The sequence below is a fragment of the Parasphingorhabdus sp. NYA22 genome, assembly GCF_976973735.1.
This window is the reverse complement of record NZ_OZ333477.1, coordinates 842455-857720: the sequence shown is the minus strand read 5'-3', so window position 1 is coordinate 857720 and position 15266 is coordinate 842455. Positions and strand designations below refer to the sequence as shown.

At 58.6% G+C, this 15266-nt stretch carries 17 protein-coding genes; 5 read left to right on the top strand and 12 right to left on the bottom strand.

All coding sequences use genetic code 11. The features are described 5' to 3' along the window. The first annotated feature begins 34 nt into the window (after window positions 1–34). Window positions 35–403, top strand: coding sequence for a hypothetical protein (locus tag ACWFTY_RS04245; protein WP_447526147.1), 369 nt, complete (start codon window positions 35–37; stop codon window positions 401–403). A gap of 107 nt (window positions 404–510) precedes the next feature. Here the strand turns inward: ACWFTY_RS04245 and ACWFTY_RS04240 are convergent, their stop codons facing one another. The 12 genes from ACWFTY_RS04240 to ACWFTY_RS04185 form a co-directional block, all read right to left on the bottom strand. Continuing rightward, entirely contained in the window at window positions 511–1953 is a 1443-nt protein-coding gene (locus ACWFTY_RS04240; RefSeq protein ID WP_447526146.1) for an AMP nucleosidase, read from the bottom strand. 55 nt (window positions 1954–2008) lie between these two features. Beyond that, entirely contained in the window at window positions 2009–2707 is a 699-nt protein-coding gene (locus tag ACWFTY_RS04235) for an ATP12 family chaperone protein (protein ID WP_447526145.1), read from the bottom strand. After that, complete coding sequence (locus tag ACWFTY_RS04230) at window positions 2704–3015, bottom strand: hypothetical protein (RefSeq protein WP_447526144.1); 312 nt, start codon at window positions 3013–3015, stop codon at window positions 2704–2706. Before ACWFTY_RS04230 ends, ACWFTY_RS04235 begins: the two co-directional genes overlap by 4 nt. Further along, a complete protein-coding gene (locus ACWFTY_RS04225; RefSeq protein WP_447526143.1) occupies window positions 3012–3668 on the bottom strand; it encodes an HAD-IA family hydrolase in 657 nt (218 codons plus the stop codon). The genes ACWFTY_RS04230 and ACWFTY_RS04225 overlap by 4 nt, the downstream gene beginning before the upstream one ends. Continuing rightward, window positions 3665–4300 (bottom strand): FMN-binding negative transcriptional regulator, encoded by a 636-nt coding sequence (locus ACWFTY_RS04220; protein ID WP_447526142.1) that lies wholly within the window; start codon window positions 4298–4300, stop codon window positions 3665–3667. Before ACWFTY_RS04220 ends, ACWFTY_RS04225 begins: the two co-directional genes overlap by 4 nt. After that, on the bottom strand, window positions 4300–5517 hold the full coding sequence (locus ACWFTY_RS04215) for an RluA family pseudouridine synthase (RefSeq protein ID WP_447526941.1): 1218 nt from the start codon (window positions 5515–5517) through the stop codon (window positions 4300–4302). The genes ACWFTY_RS04220 and ACWFTY_RS04215 overlap by 1 nt, the downstream gene beginning before the upstream one ends. Before the next feature lie 68 nt (window positions 5518–5585). After that, complete coding sequence (gene crcB, locus ACWFTY_RS04210) at window positions 5586–5963, bottom strand: fluoride efflux transporter CrcB (protein ID WP_339824930.1); 378 nt, start codon at window positions 5961–5963, stop codon at window positions 5586–5588. A gap of 9 nt (window positions 5964–5972) precedes the next feature. Next, a complete protein-coding gene (locus tag ACWFTY_RS04205; protein WP_447526141.1) occupies window positions 5973–6236 on the bottom strand; it encodes a ribbon-helix-helix domain-containing protein in 264 nt (87 codons plus the stop codon). Then, entirely contained in the window at window positions 6227–7234 is a 1008-nt protein-coding gene (gene hemH / locus ACWFTY_RS04200) for a ferrochelatase (RefSeq protein WP_447526140.1), read from the bottom strand. Before hemH ends, ACWFTY_RS04205 begins: the two co-directional genes overlap by 10 nt. A gap of 3 nt (window positions 7235–7237) precedes the next feature. Continuing rightward, window positions 7238–9526: a molybdopterin cofactor-binding domain-containing protein gene (locus ACWFTY_RS04195; protein ID WP_447526139.1), complete on the bottom strand. Its 2289-nt coding sequence runs from the start codon at window positions 9524–9526 to the stop codon at window positions 7238–7240. A gap of 4 nt (window positions 9527–9530) precedes the next feature. Further along, window positions 9531–9953 carry a CoA-binding protein gene (locus tag ACWFTY_RS04190; RefSeq protein WP_447526138.1) on the bottom strand — a complete coding sequence of 141 codons (423 nt, stop codon included), beginning with the start codon at window positions 9951–9953 and terminating at the stop codon, window positions 9531–9533. Between the two features lie 17 nt (window positions 9954–9970). Then, the gene (locus ACWFTY_RS04185) at window positions 9971–10933 is read right to left on the bottom strand and encodes an Mrp/NBP35 family ATP-binding protein (protein ID WP_447526137.1); all 963 of its coding nucleotides are present in this window, start codon (window positions 10931–10933) and stop codon (window positions 9971–9973) included. Between the two features lie 131 nt (window positions 10934–11064). Between ACWFTY_RS04185 and hflK the strand changes: the two genes are divergently transcribed. The 4 genes from hflK (at window position 11065) to ACWFTY_RS04165 (ending at window position 15225) form a co-directional block, all read left to right on the top strand. Continuing rightward, window positions 11065–12102 carry a protease modulator HflK gene (hflK, locus tag ACWFTY_RS04180; RefSeq protein WP_447526940.1) on the top strand — a complete coding sequence of 346 codons (1038 nt, stop codon included), beginning with the start codon at window positions 11065–11067 and terminating at the stop codon, window positions 12100–12102. After that, window positions 12102–12953, top strand: a complete 852-nt coding sequence (gene hflC / locus ACWFTY_RS04175; RefSeq protein WP_447526136.1) for a protease modulator HflC — start codon at window positions 12102–12104, stop codon at window positions 12951–12953. Before hflK ends, hflC begins: the two co-directional genes overlap by 1 nt. Window positions 12954–12959: 6 nt before the next feature. After that, window positions 12960–13400 carry a nuclear transport factor 2 family protein gene (locus ACWFTY_RS04170; protein ID WP_447526135.1) on the top strand — a complete coding sequence of 147 codons (441 nt, stop codon included), beginning with the start codon at window positions 12960–12962 and terminating at the stop codon, window positions 13398–13400. A 286-nt stretch (window positions 13401–13686) separates the two neighbouring features. Then, window positions 13687–15225, top strand: a complete 1539-nt coding sequence (locus ACWFTY_RS04165; protein WP_447526134.1) for a Do family serine endopeptidase — start codon at window positions 13687–13689, stop codon at window positions 15223–15225. Window positions 15226–15266 lie beyond the last annotated feature (41 nt).

Sequence of the window (15266 nt, the reverse complement as noted above, 5' to 3'; positions counted from 1 at the left end):
AGAAACCACACAATCGATCAGAAAGGAATTTGAAATGACCATCATTGCTTATAGCCTATATCTTTTTATCGCGATCAGCATGACCATCTGGGTGGCATTCACGCTGTCGGCCAATGGAAAAATCTATCTAATCCGGTGCTTTGGACATGACGATGAACTCGCGACGTCTATTAATCACCTGCTCGTTGTCGACTTCTATCTCGTAAATTTCGGATCTATCGCTCTGGCACTTAGTGCCGCAGGAACGGTAGAGAATACGGTGGAAGTCATGCGCTTTGTAGGTTGGTATGTCGGCATTGCCACGCTCGTGTTGGGTGCAATGCATTTTTTCAATATGACGTTGATCAGTCGCCACGGGCGCAAGGTTGCAGACTGGGTCCACGAACAAACAGCCCCGCTATAACCGCGATCAATAGAAACTGAAGCGTTACAACAGCGCAAGACTTTCTAGCCCCGCCGGAACCAATCCGGCGGGCTTTTGTTGGGTAGCCACTTCTCATTCGGGAATGCCTACCTGAACAATGGCTCGCCGAAACTCCGCAGCTTGCGGCTGTGCAAAGTTCCTGCTTCCGCCTCTTTCGCCAGCAGATCGATGGCGCGCAGCCCGATCGCGAGATGCTGACCAACCCGTTCCTGATAGAAAGCGTCCGCCATGCCGGGCAGCTTGATCTCGCCGTGCAGCGGTTTGTCGGAAGCGCAGAGCAGCGTCCCGTAGGGCACGCGGTAGCGATAACCATTGGCGGCGACCGTCGCGCTTTCCATATCGATGGCGATGGCGCGGGACTGGTTGAGCCGCTTGGCAATCTGTTCGAAGCGCAGCTCCCAGTTGCGGTCGCCGGTGGTGACCACGGTGCCGGTGCGCAATTGCTGCTTGAGCTTGGATTTGTCGATGCCGGTCTCTTCCTGCACCGCCTGGGTCAGCGCCAGCTGCACCTCGGCAATCGTCGGCAGCGGGATGCTCGGCGGTAGCACGTCGTCGAGGACATTGTCATCGCGCAAATAGGCGTGGGCAAGGACATAGTCGCCGAGCCGCTGGGTCCGGCGGAGCGCGCCACAATGGCCGATCATCAGCCAAACATGCGGGCGGAGAACCGCGAGATGGTCAGTGATCGTCTTGGCATTGCTCGGGCCGACGCCGATATTGACCAAGGTCACGCCGGGACGGCCGTCGCCACGAACCAGATGATAAGCCGGCATTTGTGGCGGCTTGGCGATCGGAGGAGCGGATGGCTTGCCATCCTTGCCGGTCGTCCGGTTGCCCGGTTCGACCAGCATGCTGGCTTTGCCCGACTTCACTTCCGCGAGGCCATATTCGATAAATTCGTCGACATAGCGCTGATAGTTGGTGAACAGGATGAACGGCTGGAAATGGCCGGGATCGGTCGCGCAATAATGGCGGATGCGGTGCAGCGAATAATCGACCCGTTCGGCGGTGAACAAGGCCAGCGCCGATGCTTCCTCGCCCTGAAAAATCTGGCCGCCATCGACAATCTCGTCATTGGTTTTGACCAGATTGGGCGTGTGGAAATAATTGGGCAGCTTCTCTTTCTTCGCCCGGTCGAGACCGGCACCGGCATCCTCCAGCGCAAAGGCGAGCGGAATCGGCGTGTCGGACAGTCCGACCCAGATTTTCGCGGTGAACGTGGTGTCGATCCGCTGCAGCTGGTCGAGCAGATAGGCGCGGTACAGCTTCGGTTCGGTGATCGTCGTGCGATAGGTGTTGATGTCGGCGAGATGGCCGGACGCCAGATGGCTGGTTTCGGTGGCCTGATCGGCGGGAATCTCGACACTGATTTGCGGGTACAGACCTTGCTGCCGGTCGTCCTTGGCCAGTTTCGACGTCGCGTAGCGGCGAAAGCGCGCTGCGGTGATTTCAATTTGTTCGGCGTAGAGTTTTTCAAGCAGGGCCACGGCTTCGGCGGGCGTGGCGCATAGGGTGGAATCGGTTGTCATGCAGTCTCCGTTACAGTTTCAGCCCTTTAACGGAAAAAAGAGGCAAAGGGAAAAACTAACTACGGGACAGGTCAAGGAAGCGCGCTGCCGCCTCGAATTCCGCCTGTTTGAGATTGCGCATGGCAACGGCCACGTCGTCACGGCCCCATTGCTGCTCCTGCCAAAGCTCCTCGAGATTCACCAGAGGCCAGAGCGTGTCGGTATCGTGGGTTTGTTCGACGAGGCCCAGCGTGGCGATCAGCGAGCCGGACAGGCCGACAAGCGAGAGCATCGCGGCGACGGTAAAGCCGTCCTGCGCCTCGACCACATTGGCCAGACGCGCGATCGTCTCTTCCGGCTGCGCTTCATATCGGATGCCGTGGATCAGATTGAAGCCGACATCATAGCGTTGTCGTGCCCAGTCGAGCAGTGGATCCCAATGTTCCGCCTGATGGTCGATCAGCGCCTGCTGGCCCTGATCAGCGCGATAGTAGAGCATGTCGCTGTCGGCAAAAGCGGCGATGCGGGAGACGATCCGCTCGCGTTCATTATCAACCTGATCCAGCGCGCCCTGCGCCAGTGCGGTCAGCGGCATCGACGCGGGGACGATGTCTTCTCCCTGCGCCGCCCATTCGGCGGCAATTGCATCGGCAAGACCGGAGGCAGGAACGGCCAGCGGATTGCGCTGCGGTGTTTTCATCGGCCGCCCGTCGAGCGCTATCGCATGGCCGCCATCGACCGGCGAAACCGATACGTCCTTGTAGAAACGTTTCATGGCGCGTCCGTGCCTTCTGCCGCCTTGGCGATTTCTTCTTCGGCAACCCGCGCGCGAATATATTTGCGAATGATCCAGACCGGCAATACCCACATTTGGGCAAGACCAAGAAAGACCAGCACATAGCCAGCCGGAGCGGGAACCGGCGGCAGCTTGTCCAGCACAATCGCCAAACCAAGCATCACCAGAACCACTCCAAGCAGCCGGATCAGGCTGATCAGCCAATGCACGGCTTTCGCCTGTTTTTCCTTCACGGGATCGGGAATATACTGATCCTGCACGTCTTGATCGTCAATCGGCTCGCTCATCGGTTCAATATTCCATGCAGGTCCGCCATATTGGCCGCCACTATTTCTGCGCCAGCGTCGATCAGTTCATGCTCGTCATGATAGCCCCAGTCGACCCCGACAGCGCGCACCCTGGCATTGACCGCCATCGCCATGTCGAAGCTGGTATCGCCGATCATCGCCGTGGTTTCCGGCGCTGCGCCGGCTTCGGCCATCGCCAGTTCGACCATCGCCGGATGCGGTTTGGACGGGTGCCGGTCTGCCGTCTGCAGCGTCACGAACCGGTCGAGCAACCCGTGCGATTCCAGCACATGTTGCAGGCCGCGATCGGACTTTCCGGTAGCGACACCCAGGACCCAGCCGGATGCTTCCAATTCTTCCAATGTCTGGAGCAACCCGTCATACAGCGGTTCGTGCAATCCACCCGCCTGACGCATTGCGGAAAAGCCGTCCTTGTAGGATTGCGTCACCGCCGCGACTATTTCCTCATCGCCTTCGGGGAACAGGCGAGCCACCGCTTCCATCAGGCTGAGCCCGACGATCCGGCGCACCAGATGGTGATCGGGCGCAACCAGACCGTGCTTCTCAAACGCCTGATCCATAGAGGCGCAGATATTGGCCTGGCTATCGACCATGGTGCCATCGCAATCGAACAGGGCTAGCTTGTTGCTCATGTCTCTCCAAATTCCTGCATCAGATGGGCCATGGCGCGACGCCCGGTTGCATCCAGCGCCTTGGCCGCATTTTTGCGAACCGCAGCCGGTTTGTTCTGGCCAAGCTTGGCGGTCGGGCGCCAGGCCAATATTTCAATTTCAAAGCCGACAATCGCGTCGACCATCTTGTCGAACTTTTCCGCATCCATCTTGTCCCGATGCCAGGGCGTTTTCGGCGCCAGCTTCGCTTCATTCTGTGCGCTGAGGTCATCCAGCAGACTGATCAGGCCCTCGCGCTCCATCTGACGGACCGTGCCTTCCAGTTCCAGCGCGAGATAATTCCAGGTCGGCACCTGATCGTCGATGCCGTACCAGTCCGGACTGATATAGGCATCCGGCCCGTTGATCACGCACAGCGCCTTGTTCTTGGCGATATGTCTGGTCAGCGCATTGCCACGCGACAGATGAAATTGCAGCGCCCCGTCACCGGTCGAAAAAACCGGCACATGGGCAACCCGCGGGCCATCCGGCGTTTCGGCAAACACCATCCCGAACCCGATTTCCGCAATCATTGCCTCGAGCGCGGCCCGCTCGTCGGCGTCCTGATGATCATTGGCAGATTTCGGCCATCGGAAGGCGGGATCGGGATGCATTATTTGGGTTTCTTGTGGAGAGCCTGTTTGACCTTTGCCTTGTGTGGCATGTTTTTCTTGTGCGTCGCCTTGCCGGCATTGGGTCGTTCACGCTTGGTCGGCTTGCCCGCCTTGGTCGGCTTGCCCGTCGTTTCCCCGCGACCGCGACGCTCGCCGCGTTTGTCCTTGCGGATCATCTTGGCGTGGGCCTTGGCCTGTTGTTTGCGGACCATCTTGCCGCCCGGCTTCTTCTCGTCGAGAGGAAGATCACCCAGAATCAGATCGAGCCCCAGATTGTCGATAGTTTCGGCGAAATGGGTTGGCAAATCTGCGGTCACGTCGAGATTGTGACCGTCGGGATGCTCGATCCGCAAACGCCGCGCGTGCAAGTGCATTTTGCGGCTGATCGTGCCGGTCAGGAACGCATCCTTGCCGCCATATTTGCCGTCACCGACAATCGGATGGCCGATAGCCGCCATATGCACGCGCAGCTGATGGGTGCGCCCGGTATGCGGCTGCAATTCGACCCAGCAAGCGCGGTTGCCGGCGCGTTCGATAATCCGGTAGCGCGATTTGGCCGACTGGCCGTTTTCTTCGTCGACATGCATTTTCTCGCCGCCGGAACCCGGCTGCTTTGAGAGCGGCAGATCGATCACGCCATCGGCAATCTCCGGCACGCCCATGACGAGCGCCCAGTAAACCTTGCGCACGTCGCGACCGGAAAAGCGTTTCGAGAAAAAGGCTGCCGCCCCCGGTGAACGTGCGAGCAGGATCACGCCGCTGGTGTCCTTGTCGAGTCGGTGAACCAGTTTCGGTCGCGATTTCGCATCATAGGTCAGCCCATCGAGCAGGCCGTCGAGATGGGTTGTAGTCTTGCTACCACCCTGCGTCGCAAGGCCGGGAGGCTTGTTGACCACGATCGCGGCCTTGTCCTTGTGAATCACCAGTTCGCGGGCAAAATCGATCTGGTCCTGTGACAGGTCCGATTTGGCTTTGGCAACGCGGCCCGGCCGTTCGATTTCCTGCGGCGGCACGCGCAGAACCTGCCCGGCCTTCACCCGATCGCCCGGCGAGACTCTTTTGCCATCCAGCCGCAATTGTCCGGTCCGCGCCCAGCGCGAAACGATATTGAACGGCACATCTTCCATATGCCGCTTGAACCAGCGGTCGACCCGGATATCGTCATCATCGGGAGAAACCGTGAATTGCCGGACATCGAGTGTCTTCAGCGCCTGCATCTGCTCCTTGGGCGAGCCCTGGGGCGATTCTTCCTCGGAGCCGCTTTCGGCTGTGGGGTCAAATCCGCTCATGCCAGTGCCCTCACCGCCATAAGGCCGGCAAACAGGGCCAGCACGGAACCGACGACGGAGACCAAGGCATATATCATTGCGATGCCCCATTCACTGCGTTCGATCATATTGAGAACTTCCAAACTAAAGGCTGAAAAAGTTGTAAAACCACCAAGCAGGCCAACGCCAAGCAACAGCCGCCACGGCTCATCGACAAAATTGCTGCGGGCCAGCACACCAGCCAGCACACCCATCAACAAACCACCGGTCACATTAGCGACAAAAGTGCCAATGGGATAACTCACGGGAGCAAGATGAAAGACAAGACGGCCGAGATGATAGCGTCCAGCCGCACCCATCGCACCGCCTGCCATGACAAGAAGGGTAGCGTTCATGGGCGTCCCTTAGTCGGCTTGAGTCATTTTTCCAAGCATATCATTGGTAAGCCACAAGCGAATGGCGGTCGCGAGGCCCGGCGGTTGCGCTGCGGCGATCCGCTCGACGTCGATCCGCGCGACCAATGCGTTTAGCGGCAGTCCCCGCGAATCGGAAGCAGATTTCAGCATATCCCAGAACAACGGCTCGAGAGAAATCGACGTTTGATGCCCGGCAATGGTGATGCTGCGCTTGACCGGCGGGTGGAAGATCTCGGGCTTTTCTAGATCCACCCGGACAATTCCCGCCGCACCAGTGTCTCCAGCATATTGATGCCGGTCTCGCTATCGTTGAGGCAGGGCAGATAGGCAAATTTTTCGCCGCCGCCGGATTCGAATTGCTCCTTGCCCCGTATCGCCAGTTCCTCGCAGGTTTCCAGACAATCGCTCGAGAAGCCCGGCGCAAAGATCGCGATATTCTTCTTTCCCTGACCAGCCAAAGCTTCCAACGTCGTATCCGTTGCCGGTTCAAGCCATTTCGCGCGACCAAAGCGCGACTGGAAGGCCACGACCAGTTCCCGGCCCATCTTCTCCGACAACAGCCGCGCGGTCTTCTGGCAATGGCAATGATAAGGGTCGCCGAGTTCCAGCGTGCGTTGCGGCATGCCGTGGAAGCTGGCGACGATAGCATCTGGAACGAAGTCGAGCGCGGCAATATCGCGTTCCAGACTGGTCGCGAGCGCATCAATATAGGCCGGGTCATCATGATAGGCTGGCAGAAGCCGGATCGCCGGTTGCCAGCGCATCGCCGCAATCGCGTCGAATACCGCATCATGGACGCTGGCGGTGGTGGCACCACTATATTGCGGGTAGAGCGGCGCGATCAAAATGCGGTCACAGCCCGCGGCTTTCATCGCGTCCAGCCGGGAAGCAATGTTCGGATTGCCGTAGCGCATGGCCCATTCGACCATCACGCCGTCTATTTTCGGGGCGAGTTTTTCGGCCTGCTTGCGCGTGTAGGAAGCCAGTGGCGAACCATCTTCAGTCCAGACCAGGCCATAAGCTTCGGCCGATTTGGCCGGTCGGGTGTTGAGAATGATCCCGCGCAAAATCGGCTGCCAGATGATCGAAGGTATCTCGACCACTCTCTTGTCCGACAGAAACTGCTTCAGGTAGCGTTTGACCGCTTTCTTTTCGGGTGCATCCGGCGTACCGAGATTGACCAGCAATAGGCCGATTCGCTTGGCCGCGACTGGCGGATGGTCTTTTGGCAATGGTCCGGTTTCACGCATGATTTAGGATACTTCCCCGAAAAGTGGTAATTGCCGAAGCCGGACACCAGTTGCCGAGAACAAGGCATTGGCAACCGCAGGTGCAACCGCGGGTACGCCCAGTTCTTCGTAACCGACCGACTCTTCCTCGCTTCTGACAAATTCGATCTGGATTGGCGGAATTTCGGCCAATCGCGGCAAGGACAGATCGCGCAGCCTTTTGGCCGTCGGCAGGCCTTTTGCAAAGCGGGTCGCGCTGCCCAGCGCCATCGCCAGCCCAAAGACAATGCCGCCCTCGATCTGTTGCCGGGCGATATCGGGGTGGATGATCCGGCCGATGTCGACGCTTGCCGAGATTCGACGGACCTCCAGACCGCTTCCGCCTCGGCTCGCACTCGCGATAACCGCAATATGGCCGCCGCGCATGCTGTGACAGGCGATACCCTGACCGCTGCGATCCAGACCACCATCCCATGCGGCCATGGCCGCGACACTGGTCAGGCAACGGGCAAGTCTCGGCTGATTGTCCATCATCTGCATGCGGAAGGACAAGGGCTCGATACCGGCCTTTGCCGCCAGCTCGTCGATGAACGATTCGAGATAGAAGACATTGCTGCTATGGGCGTTGCTGCGCCAGCTGCCGGTCGGCACGCCGACAAAGGCGCTATGATGATCGACGGTCAGATTGGGAATATCATAAGGCACTTCGAGGCCGGCCACGGCCTTGATATCGGCTTCCCCTATAGAAGAGCGCATGGCATCGACATTGTCCATGCCATCAAACAGCCGCCTCGCCTGTTCGCGCGCAGATGGCGGGGCGGCAATCTTGATCTGCATCGCTTCCACGCGCCCGGCCTTGGCCATCGCCGCATCCAGCCGCGCCTGGCTCGGCGCCCGGTAATGATCATGCATCAGATCTTCGGCGCGGGACCAGACCAGTTGCACTGGCCGGCCCATTTGCCTGGCGATCATGGCGACCTGTGCGGCTATTTCATTGTCGAGATTACGGTCGAACGACCCGCCGCTCAGCATCGGATAAAGCGTCACCCGTTCCTGCCGGATATTCAACGCGCGAGCAGCCGCTTGCACCGCTGCTACGGGCGCTTGCGTCGCCATCCAGAGTTCCAGGCTACCATCCTTGAACTCTGCCGTGGCTGTCCGAGTCTCGATCGGCGCGTGCAGCGCGGCGTCGGCGCGATAGCGCGCCTGAAACAGATTCTCGTCGGTAAAAGCGCCTTTGGTTTCGCCGCGGGAAACGAAGCGTGTTCCCGGCCCCTCGTCGAGCGCCTCTTGCAAAGACGCGTCGATCTTGTCGCTATCGGCCATGAAACCCTTCGTCTCGAAAACCGGGCTCATCTTGTCCAGCGCCCGGTTGGCGGCCCACCAGTTGGTCGCGACCGCAGCGATCCATCTGTCGCCTTTGACCACGTCGATAAAGCCGGTGATCTTGCCGGCCCCTCCGCGGTTGAATGATTTCAGCCTTGTCTCGCCAATCGGGCCCTGCCTTATCGCGGCAAACACCATGTCCGGCAGCCGGACGTCACCGGCAAAATTGGCCGAACCGTCGAGTTTGCTGGGCAGATCAAGGCGCGGAACATCCTGTCCGATCAGACTGCCGGCACCGGCCGTCCGCAACGGAACGGGATCGGGCAGGCTTTGACTTGCCGCATCGCGAACCAGTTCGCCGAAGCGCAGGGTCTTGTCTCCGTTGGCAATGATGCCATTTTCGACCGTACAGGCTTCCCATGAGACATCCCATTTGGCCGCAGCTGCCTTGGTCAGCAACACACGCGCTGCCGCGCCTGCCTCACGGAAACTTGCGGCGAAGGCAGGGATAGATGTGGAATCGGCGGTCAGCATGAACTGTTCGCGGATCGCCACATTTTGCGCGACCCACCGGACCGCAGCATTTTCAGCCAGTTTTTCGGTGCCTGCGGGCATCAGCGATTCGGCCCATTGCTCGGCCAGCGGGATGTTGCTGTAAAGCGGATTGATCGGTGCGGGCTCCACCGCGACCGTCCGCCAGTCGGCGCCCAGTTCGTCGGCAAGAATTTGTGGCAGGACGGTATAGACGCCCTGACCCATTTCGCTCTGCGGCACGACCACCGTGACCTGCCCGTCCTCGGAAATTTTCAGAAAAGCGCCAAAAACCTCTTCATTCTCGGTCGCGGCGACGTTCGGCTCATAGCTGCGCGGCCAGAATGCCCAGGCCACCACCAGACCGCCCAAAGCGCCACCTCCGATCAGGAATTTTCGGCGATTCAGTCCCGTCGATGAATTGTCGTCCTGCCCAAGGTCTGAATCAACCGCCACGATTCTACTTCAATAGACCCAGACGGGGTATTTCGATTTTCGGACAACGGTCCATGACGACCTTGAGGCCAGCGTCGGTCGCGCGCTTTGCTGCAGGTTCATTGATCACGCCGAGCTGCATCCAGACCGCTTTGACCCCGACTGCAATCGCTTCATCAACCGTTACACCGGCCGCCTCTGAATTGCGGAAAATATCGACCATATCAATATCGCCCTCGATATCCGCCAGCGATGCAACCACTGGAACGCCGTGTAACATTTCGCCAGCCAGAACCGGATTGACCGGGATCACATCATAGCCCTGGTCGAGCAGAAATCTGAGTATCTCGTTGCTCGCGCGCTCCGGCTTGGCCGAAGCGCCGACCAGAGCGATACGCCGGGTCGATGTCAGCAATGCGCCTATATCCTGGTCGCTTTCCAGCATCATGCTGATATTCCTTTCTGCTATTGGTTATCCAGCCATGTCGCGAGCTTTTTGGCAATATCAAGGAACGCCTGCCCGTGCACATCGTCAGCACAGGCCGGCGGCGTTCCACCATCGCTCGACTTGCGAATTTCGATATCGAGCGGAATGCGGCCGAGAAAGGGCATGCCCATAGTCTTTGCAGCTGCTTCCGCCCCGCCTGCACCGAAGGGATCGCTGACCTCGCCGCAATGCGGACATTGATAGCCGGCCATATTTTCGACCATGCCGATGATCGGGATTTTCGCCTGATTGAACAAATCAACCGCCCGGGTTGCATCCATCAGCGCCAGATCCTGCGGGGTCGAAACGATCACCGCGCCAACCGGCTTGTGATTCTGCATCATCGACAGCTGCACATCACCGGTACCGGGCGGCATATCGACGATCAGTTCCTCGACATCACCCCAATGGGCGTCGATCAGTTGCTCGAGCGCCTTGCCCGCCATCGGTCCGCGCCAGGCAATCGCCTGCCCCGGTTTCGCCAGATGGCCCATCGACAGCACTGGCACGTCATAATCATTGGGCACCGGAATCAGCTGCTTGCCTTCGGCCTCCGGACGCATCCCCTCACAGTGGAGCAGCCGCGGCTGGGACGGCCCATATATATCGGCGTCAACCATTCCGACCTTGCGGCCCATGCGCTTCATGGCAATTGCCAGATTGGCGGACAGGGTCGACTTGCCGACACCGCCCTTGCCGCTGGCCACAGCGATCAGACGGCGTTCGATCTTCTCGGCGGTCATCGCGATATCGACTTTCTCGACACCGTCGAGCGCCAGCAAACTGCCTTTGACGGCAATCTCGATCTGGCCGCGCTCGCGGACGTCCAGCCCGCCAACATTGAGCACCAGCGTAATCCGGCCTTCGGTGAATTTTACGGCGCTGAAACGGCCCTTGGCAACGTCGTCGAGCGCTGTTTCGATTGTGGAAATATCGGTCATCGGATCGACATAGTTACACTTTTCTCGGATTGACACTGTTTTTCTGGCGGCGTGCTACCTATAAAGAAACTATGAATGAAAATATTAACGGTGACGCGCGCCGCAAATCGATTTTGGGCTCAATATTGAACATGTCCGGCCCTTGGGGCAATAACGGCGACAGCGGCAATGGTGGCGGCGGTGGCGGTGGCCCTCGCAATCCGTGGGGCAATCCTCCCGGCGGATCATCCGGCGGTGGCCGCAAGGGTGCCGGCTCTCTCGAAGAACTGTTTAAAAAAGGCACCGGCGGCGGCTTCAAGGGCGGCATCCCGAAACGTCCCGGCGGACGGTCCTGGTGGCCTCTCATGGCAATCGGCTTCATAGTCCTCTGGGTGTTGCTGACCAGCATCCACCGCGTCAGCCCGCAGGAACGCGGCGTCGTGACATTTCTGGGTTCCTATTCGCGCACCCTGCAACCGGGTCTGCACTTTTCGCTTCCCACTCCGATGGAGCAGGTCACGAAAATGGACGTCGAGGAAATTCGGACAATCGATATTCCGGAAGGCGAATCCGAGAAGCTGATCCTGACCGGCGACCAGAATATCGTCGATCTCGCTTACTCGGTGCGGTGGAATATCAAGGCACCAGAATTGTTCCTGTTCCAGATCGCCGAACCGGAAGAAACAATCAAGGAAGTGGCGGAGGCGTCGATGCGCGCCGCCGTCGCCAATTTCACGCTTGATGACACCATTGGTTCTGAACGGTCCGAAATCGAACAGACGGTGGAACGGAATATGCAGCAACTGCTCGACGGCTATGGTGCGGGCGTTGTCATTCGCGGCATCGCGATCAAGAAGGCCGATCCTCCGGCTTTGGTCAACGATGCGTTTAAGGAAGTGTCCGCTGCCCAGCAGACGGCGCAAACCTATCTCAACGAAGCCCGCGCCTATGCACAGCAATTGACGGCGCAGGCGCAAGGTGAATCCGCGGCCTTTGACAAGGTTTACGAGGAATATCGACTGGCTCCGACGGTCACGAGACAGCGGATGTATTATGAAACAATGGAGCGTGTATTGTCCAAGGTCGACAAGACGGTGGTCGAAGTGAAAGGCGTGACGCCTTATCTGGCCCTGCCGGAATTGAAGAAACGCGCGCAGCAACCCGCGATTACGACCGTGGAGGGCAAATAATGGGACAGATCATGAAAAATCCCGTTGCGCTCGGCGTCATCGTCATTGCGCTGCTGTTCACCTTGCTGAACACGCTCATCATCGTCCCGGAAACACGGCAAGGCGTGGTTGTGCGCTTCGGTGAACCGGTCCGCATCATCAACCGCTATCAGAGTGGTGTCCCCTTCGGCCAGACAGGCGCCGGACTGCTTATGAAAATTCCATTTCTTGAACAGGTGGTCTGGATCGACAAGCGGATTCGCGACGTGGAGATGGAGCAGCAGCAAGTGCTGTCGACCGACCAGCTTCGCCTGCAGGTCGATGCCTTTGCCCGGTTCCGGATCACCGATCCGCTGCGTATGTATATTGCAGCCGGCAGCGAAGAACGCGTCTCTGAGGAACTTCGACCAATTCTAGGCTCTGCCCTTAGAAACGAGCTCGGCAAGCGTCCGTTTGCCGCCTTGCTGAGTCCGGAACGCGGTCAGGTGATGGATAATATCCAGGCCGGCCTCAACCGGGTTTCAAGACAATATGGCGCGGAGATTGTCGACGTGCGGATCAAGCGGGCCGACTTGCCCGAAGGCACACCGCTCGACAGCGCCTATCAGAGAATGCGGACTGCTCGTGACCAGGAAGCGCGGACGATTCGCGCCCAAGGCGCGAAGCAGGCGCAGATCATTCGCGCCGAAGCCGATGCCAGCGCCGCCCGGACCTATGCCGAGAGCTTTGGCAAGGATGCGAATTTCTATGACTTCTATCGCGCCATGAAGAGCTACGAAACGACCTTCCAGGACGGTGGCGAAAACGGTCCGCAAAGCTCGTTCGTGCTGTCACCGGACAATGAATATCTGCGCCAGTTCCGGGGCCGGTAAGGCATTTTGCCCACCAATCGCGAGATTATCGACGCCTATTACACCGCTTTGTCGGTGATGGACGTCGATGGTTTCGAAGCGCTGCACCATCCGGATGTGGTTTACAATGTGTCCGGCAACACGATTATATCGGGCCGATATGACAGCTTCGCCGCGCTGAAACAGGTTTTGCCTGCCATATTCGAGGCACTGGATTTCGAGCAGTTCCGCTTTGCGGAAAAATGGCGAGTGATGAACGACGGACCGGATGGTGCGACCGCCATCATGGAAGCCAAAGGTATCGCCCGAAACGGTCAGCGCTATGACCAGCGCTACGTGCATATCTTTTCGTTCCGCGAAGGGAAAATTGCCTCGGTCCACGAATTTTTCGATACGCAGCTGGCCAATGATGCACTGGGATTTTCGGGAAAACCCCGGTTTGAAACCGACGGTCCGTTTGAATTCTGACGTCCCGAAAATCCGGAACGGCAGCAGTCGACTACAAATGTCGTCTTTTCTGCACAATGCCGGTTTTTTTCTACGAAACGACGATTCCCGGCTTGCGAAAGGGCTTTTGCACACCCAAATAGGTTTGCATCGGGGATGTCTTGCGGTTCTGCGCTTAAGATCGGCAGACAAATATGCTAATATTCAATTTCCGTTCATGAAAATTGCGCCATTATTTCAGCGATTTTGAACGGATTTGGCGGCGACATCCATTTGCTCCGCCAGGATTTTGAGAGGAAGATATATAGTGCGTTACGCTTATGGAATTTCAGCAGCCTTGCTTTTGGCCGGCAGTGCAGCAACTCTGGCTGGCATTGGGCCGGCTGGTGCTCAGACCGCCGCCAACGACAGCTCGGTGATGCGCAATGTCGTACCACGCGCAAATGCTCCGATGAGTTTTGCAGACCTGACAGAGCAATTGCAGCCTGCCGTGGTCAATATCTCCACGACCCAGCGGGTTCGTGTGAACACCAGCAACCCCTTTGCCGGCACGCCTTTTGACGGCCTGTTCGGCAATCGCCAGAGCGGCGGCAGTGAACAAACCCGCGAGGCGCAATCTCTGGGTTCCGGATTCATCATTTCAGCAGATGGTTATGTCGTCACCAACAACCATGTTGTTGCACCGGGCAATCGCAACGCGACGATCGAATCGATCACCGTGATCATGCCGGATCGCACCGAATATGAAGCAGAACTTGTCGGCCGCGATGCGGCATCCGATATCGCTGTCCTCAAGATCAAGGCAAACAAGCCCCTTCCCTTCGTCAAATTCGGAGACAGCACCGGCGCCCGCGTCGGCGACTGGGTCATTGCCATTGGCAATCCTTTCGGCCTTGGCGGCACTGTGACCACCGGCATCCTGTCTGCTATCCACAGAAACACCGGTCAGGGCGGTGCATATGACCGTTTCCTGCAGACCGACGCATCGATCAACCGCGGCAATAGTGGTGGCCCGATGTTCGATCTCAACGGCAATGTCATCGGCATCAATAACGCAATCATTTCGCCAACCGGCGGCAATGTCGGGATTGGCTTTGCCATTCCCGCCGAAGTCGCTGCCCCGATCGTCGAGACGCTGAAAGCCGGACAGGCGATCGAGCGCGGTTATCTCGGTGTGCAGATCAGCGGACTGTCCGAAGATCTGGCAGACTCTCTCGGTCTGGAGAAAAATCTGGGCGAATTCGTCCAGCGGGTCGAACCGGGTGAAGCGGCCGCAAAAGCCGGTATCCAGGCGGGCGACGTGATCACCAAGGTGAACGGCAAGACGGTCACACCCGACCAGACCCTGTCCTATCTGGTGACCAATCTTCCGATCGGCACCGATGTTCCGATCGAACTGGTTCGCAGCGGCAAGACGATCAAGGTCACTGCGAAGCTCGGCAAGCGTCCTTCCGAAGAGGAACTGGCTGGCAGCACATTCGATCCGGATGCTGAAGATGATGCCATGGGCCAGAATGATGATGGCACCAGCGCGCAGGCCACCGCCGATGCGCTGGGCTTGTCGGTTATCGATCTGACGCCGGCCATCGCGCGGCAGATCGGAGTCCCGTCGACGCAAAAAGGCGTGGTCGTAACGACAGTTAATCCGAACAGCGATGCCGCCCAGAAAGGCATAAGGCGCGGATATCTGATCACCAGCGTCAACCGTCAACCGGTGACCAGTGCTGCCGAACTGGATCAGGCTATCAACAAGGTGAAGCGCTCGAACCGCGAGGCAGTTCTGCTGCAAGTTCGCCGTGGCGCGCGCGATCCGCAATTTGTCGCGGTCCGCCTGCAGGATAGCTAAACGCATATAAACACATGTAACAGAAATTGGCCGGCGCTTGA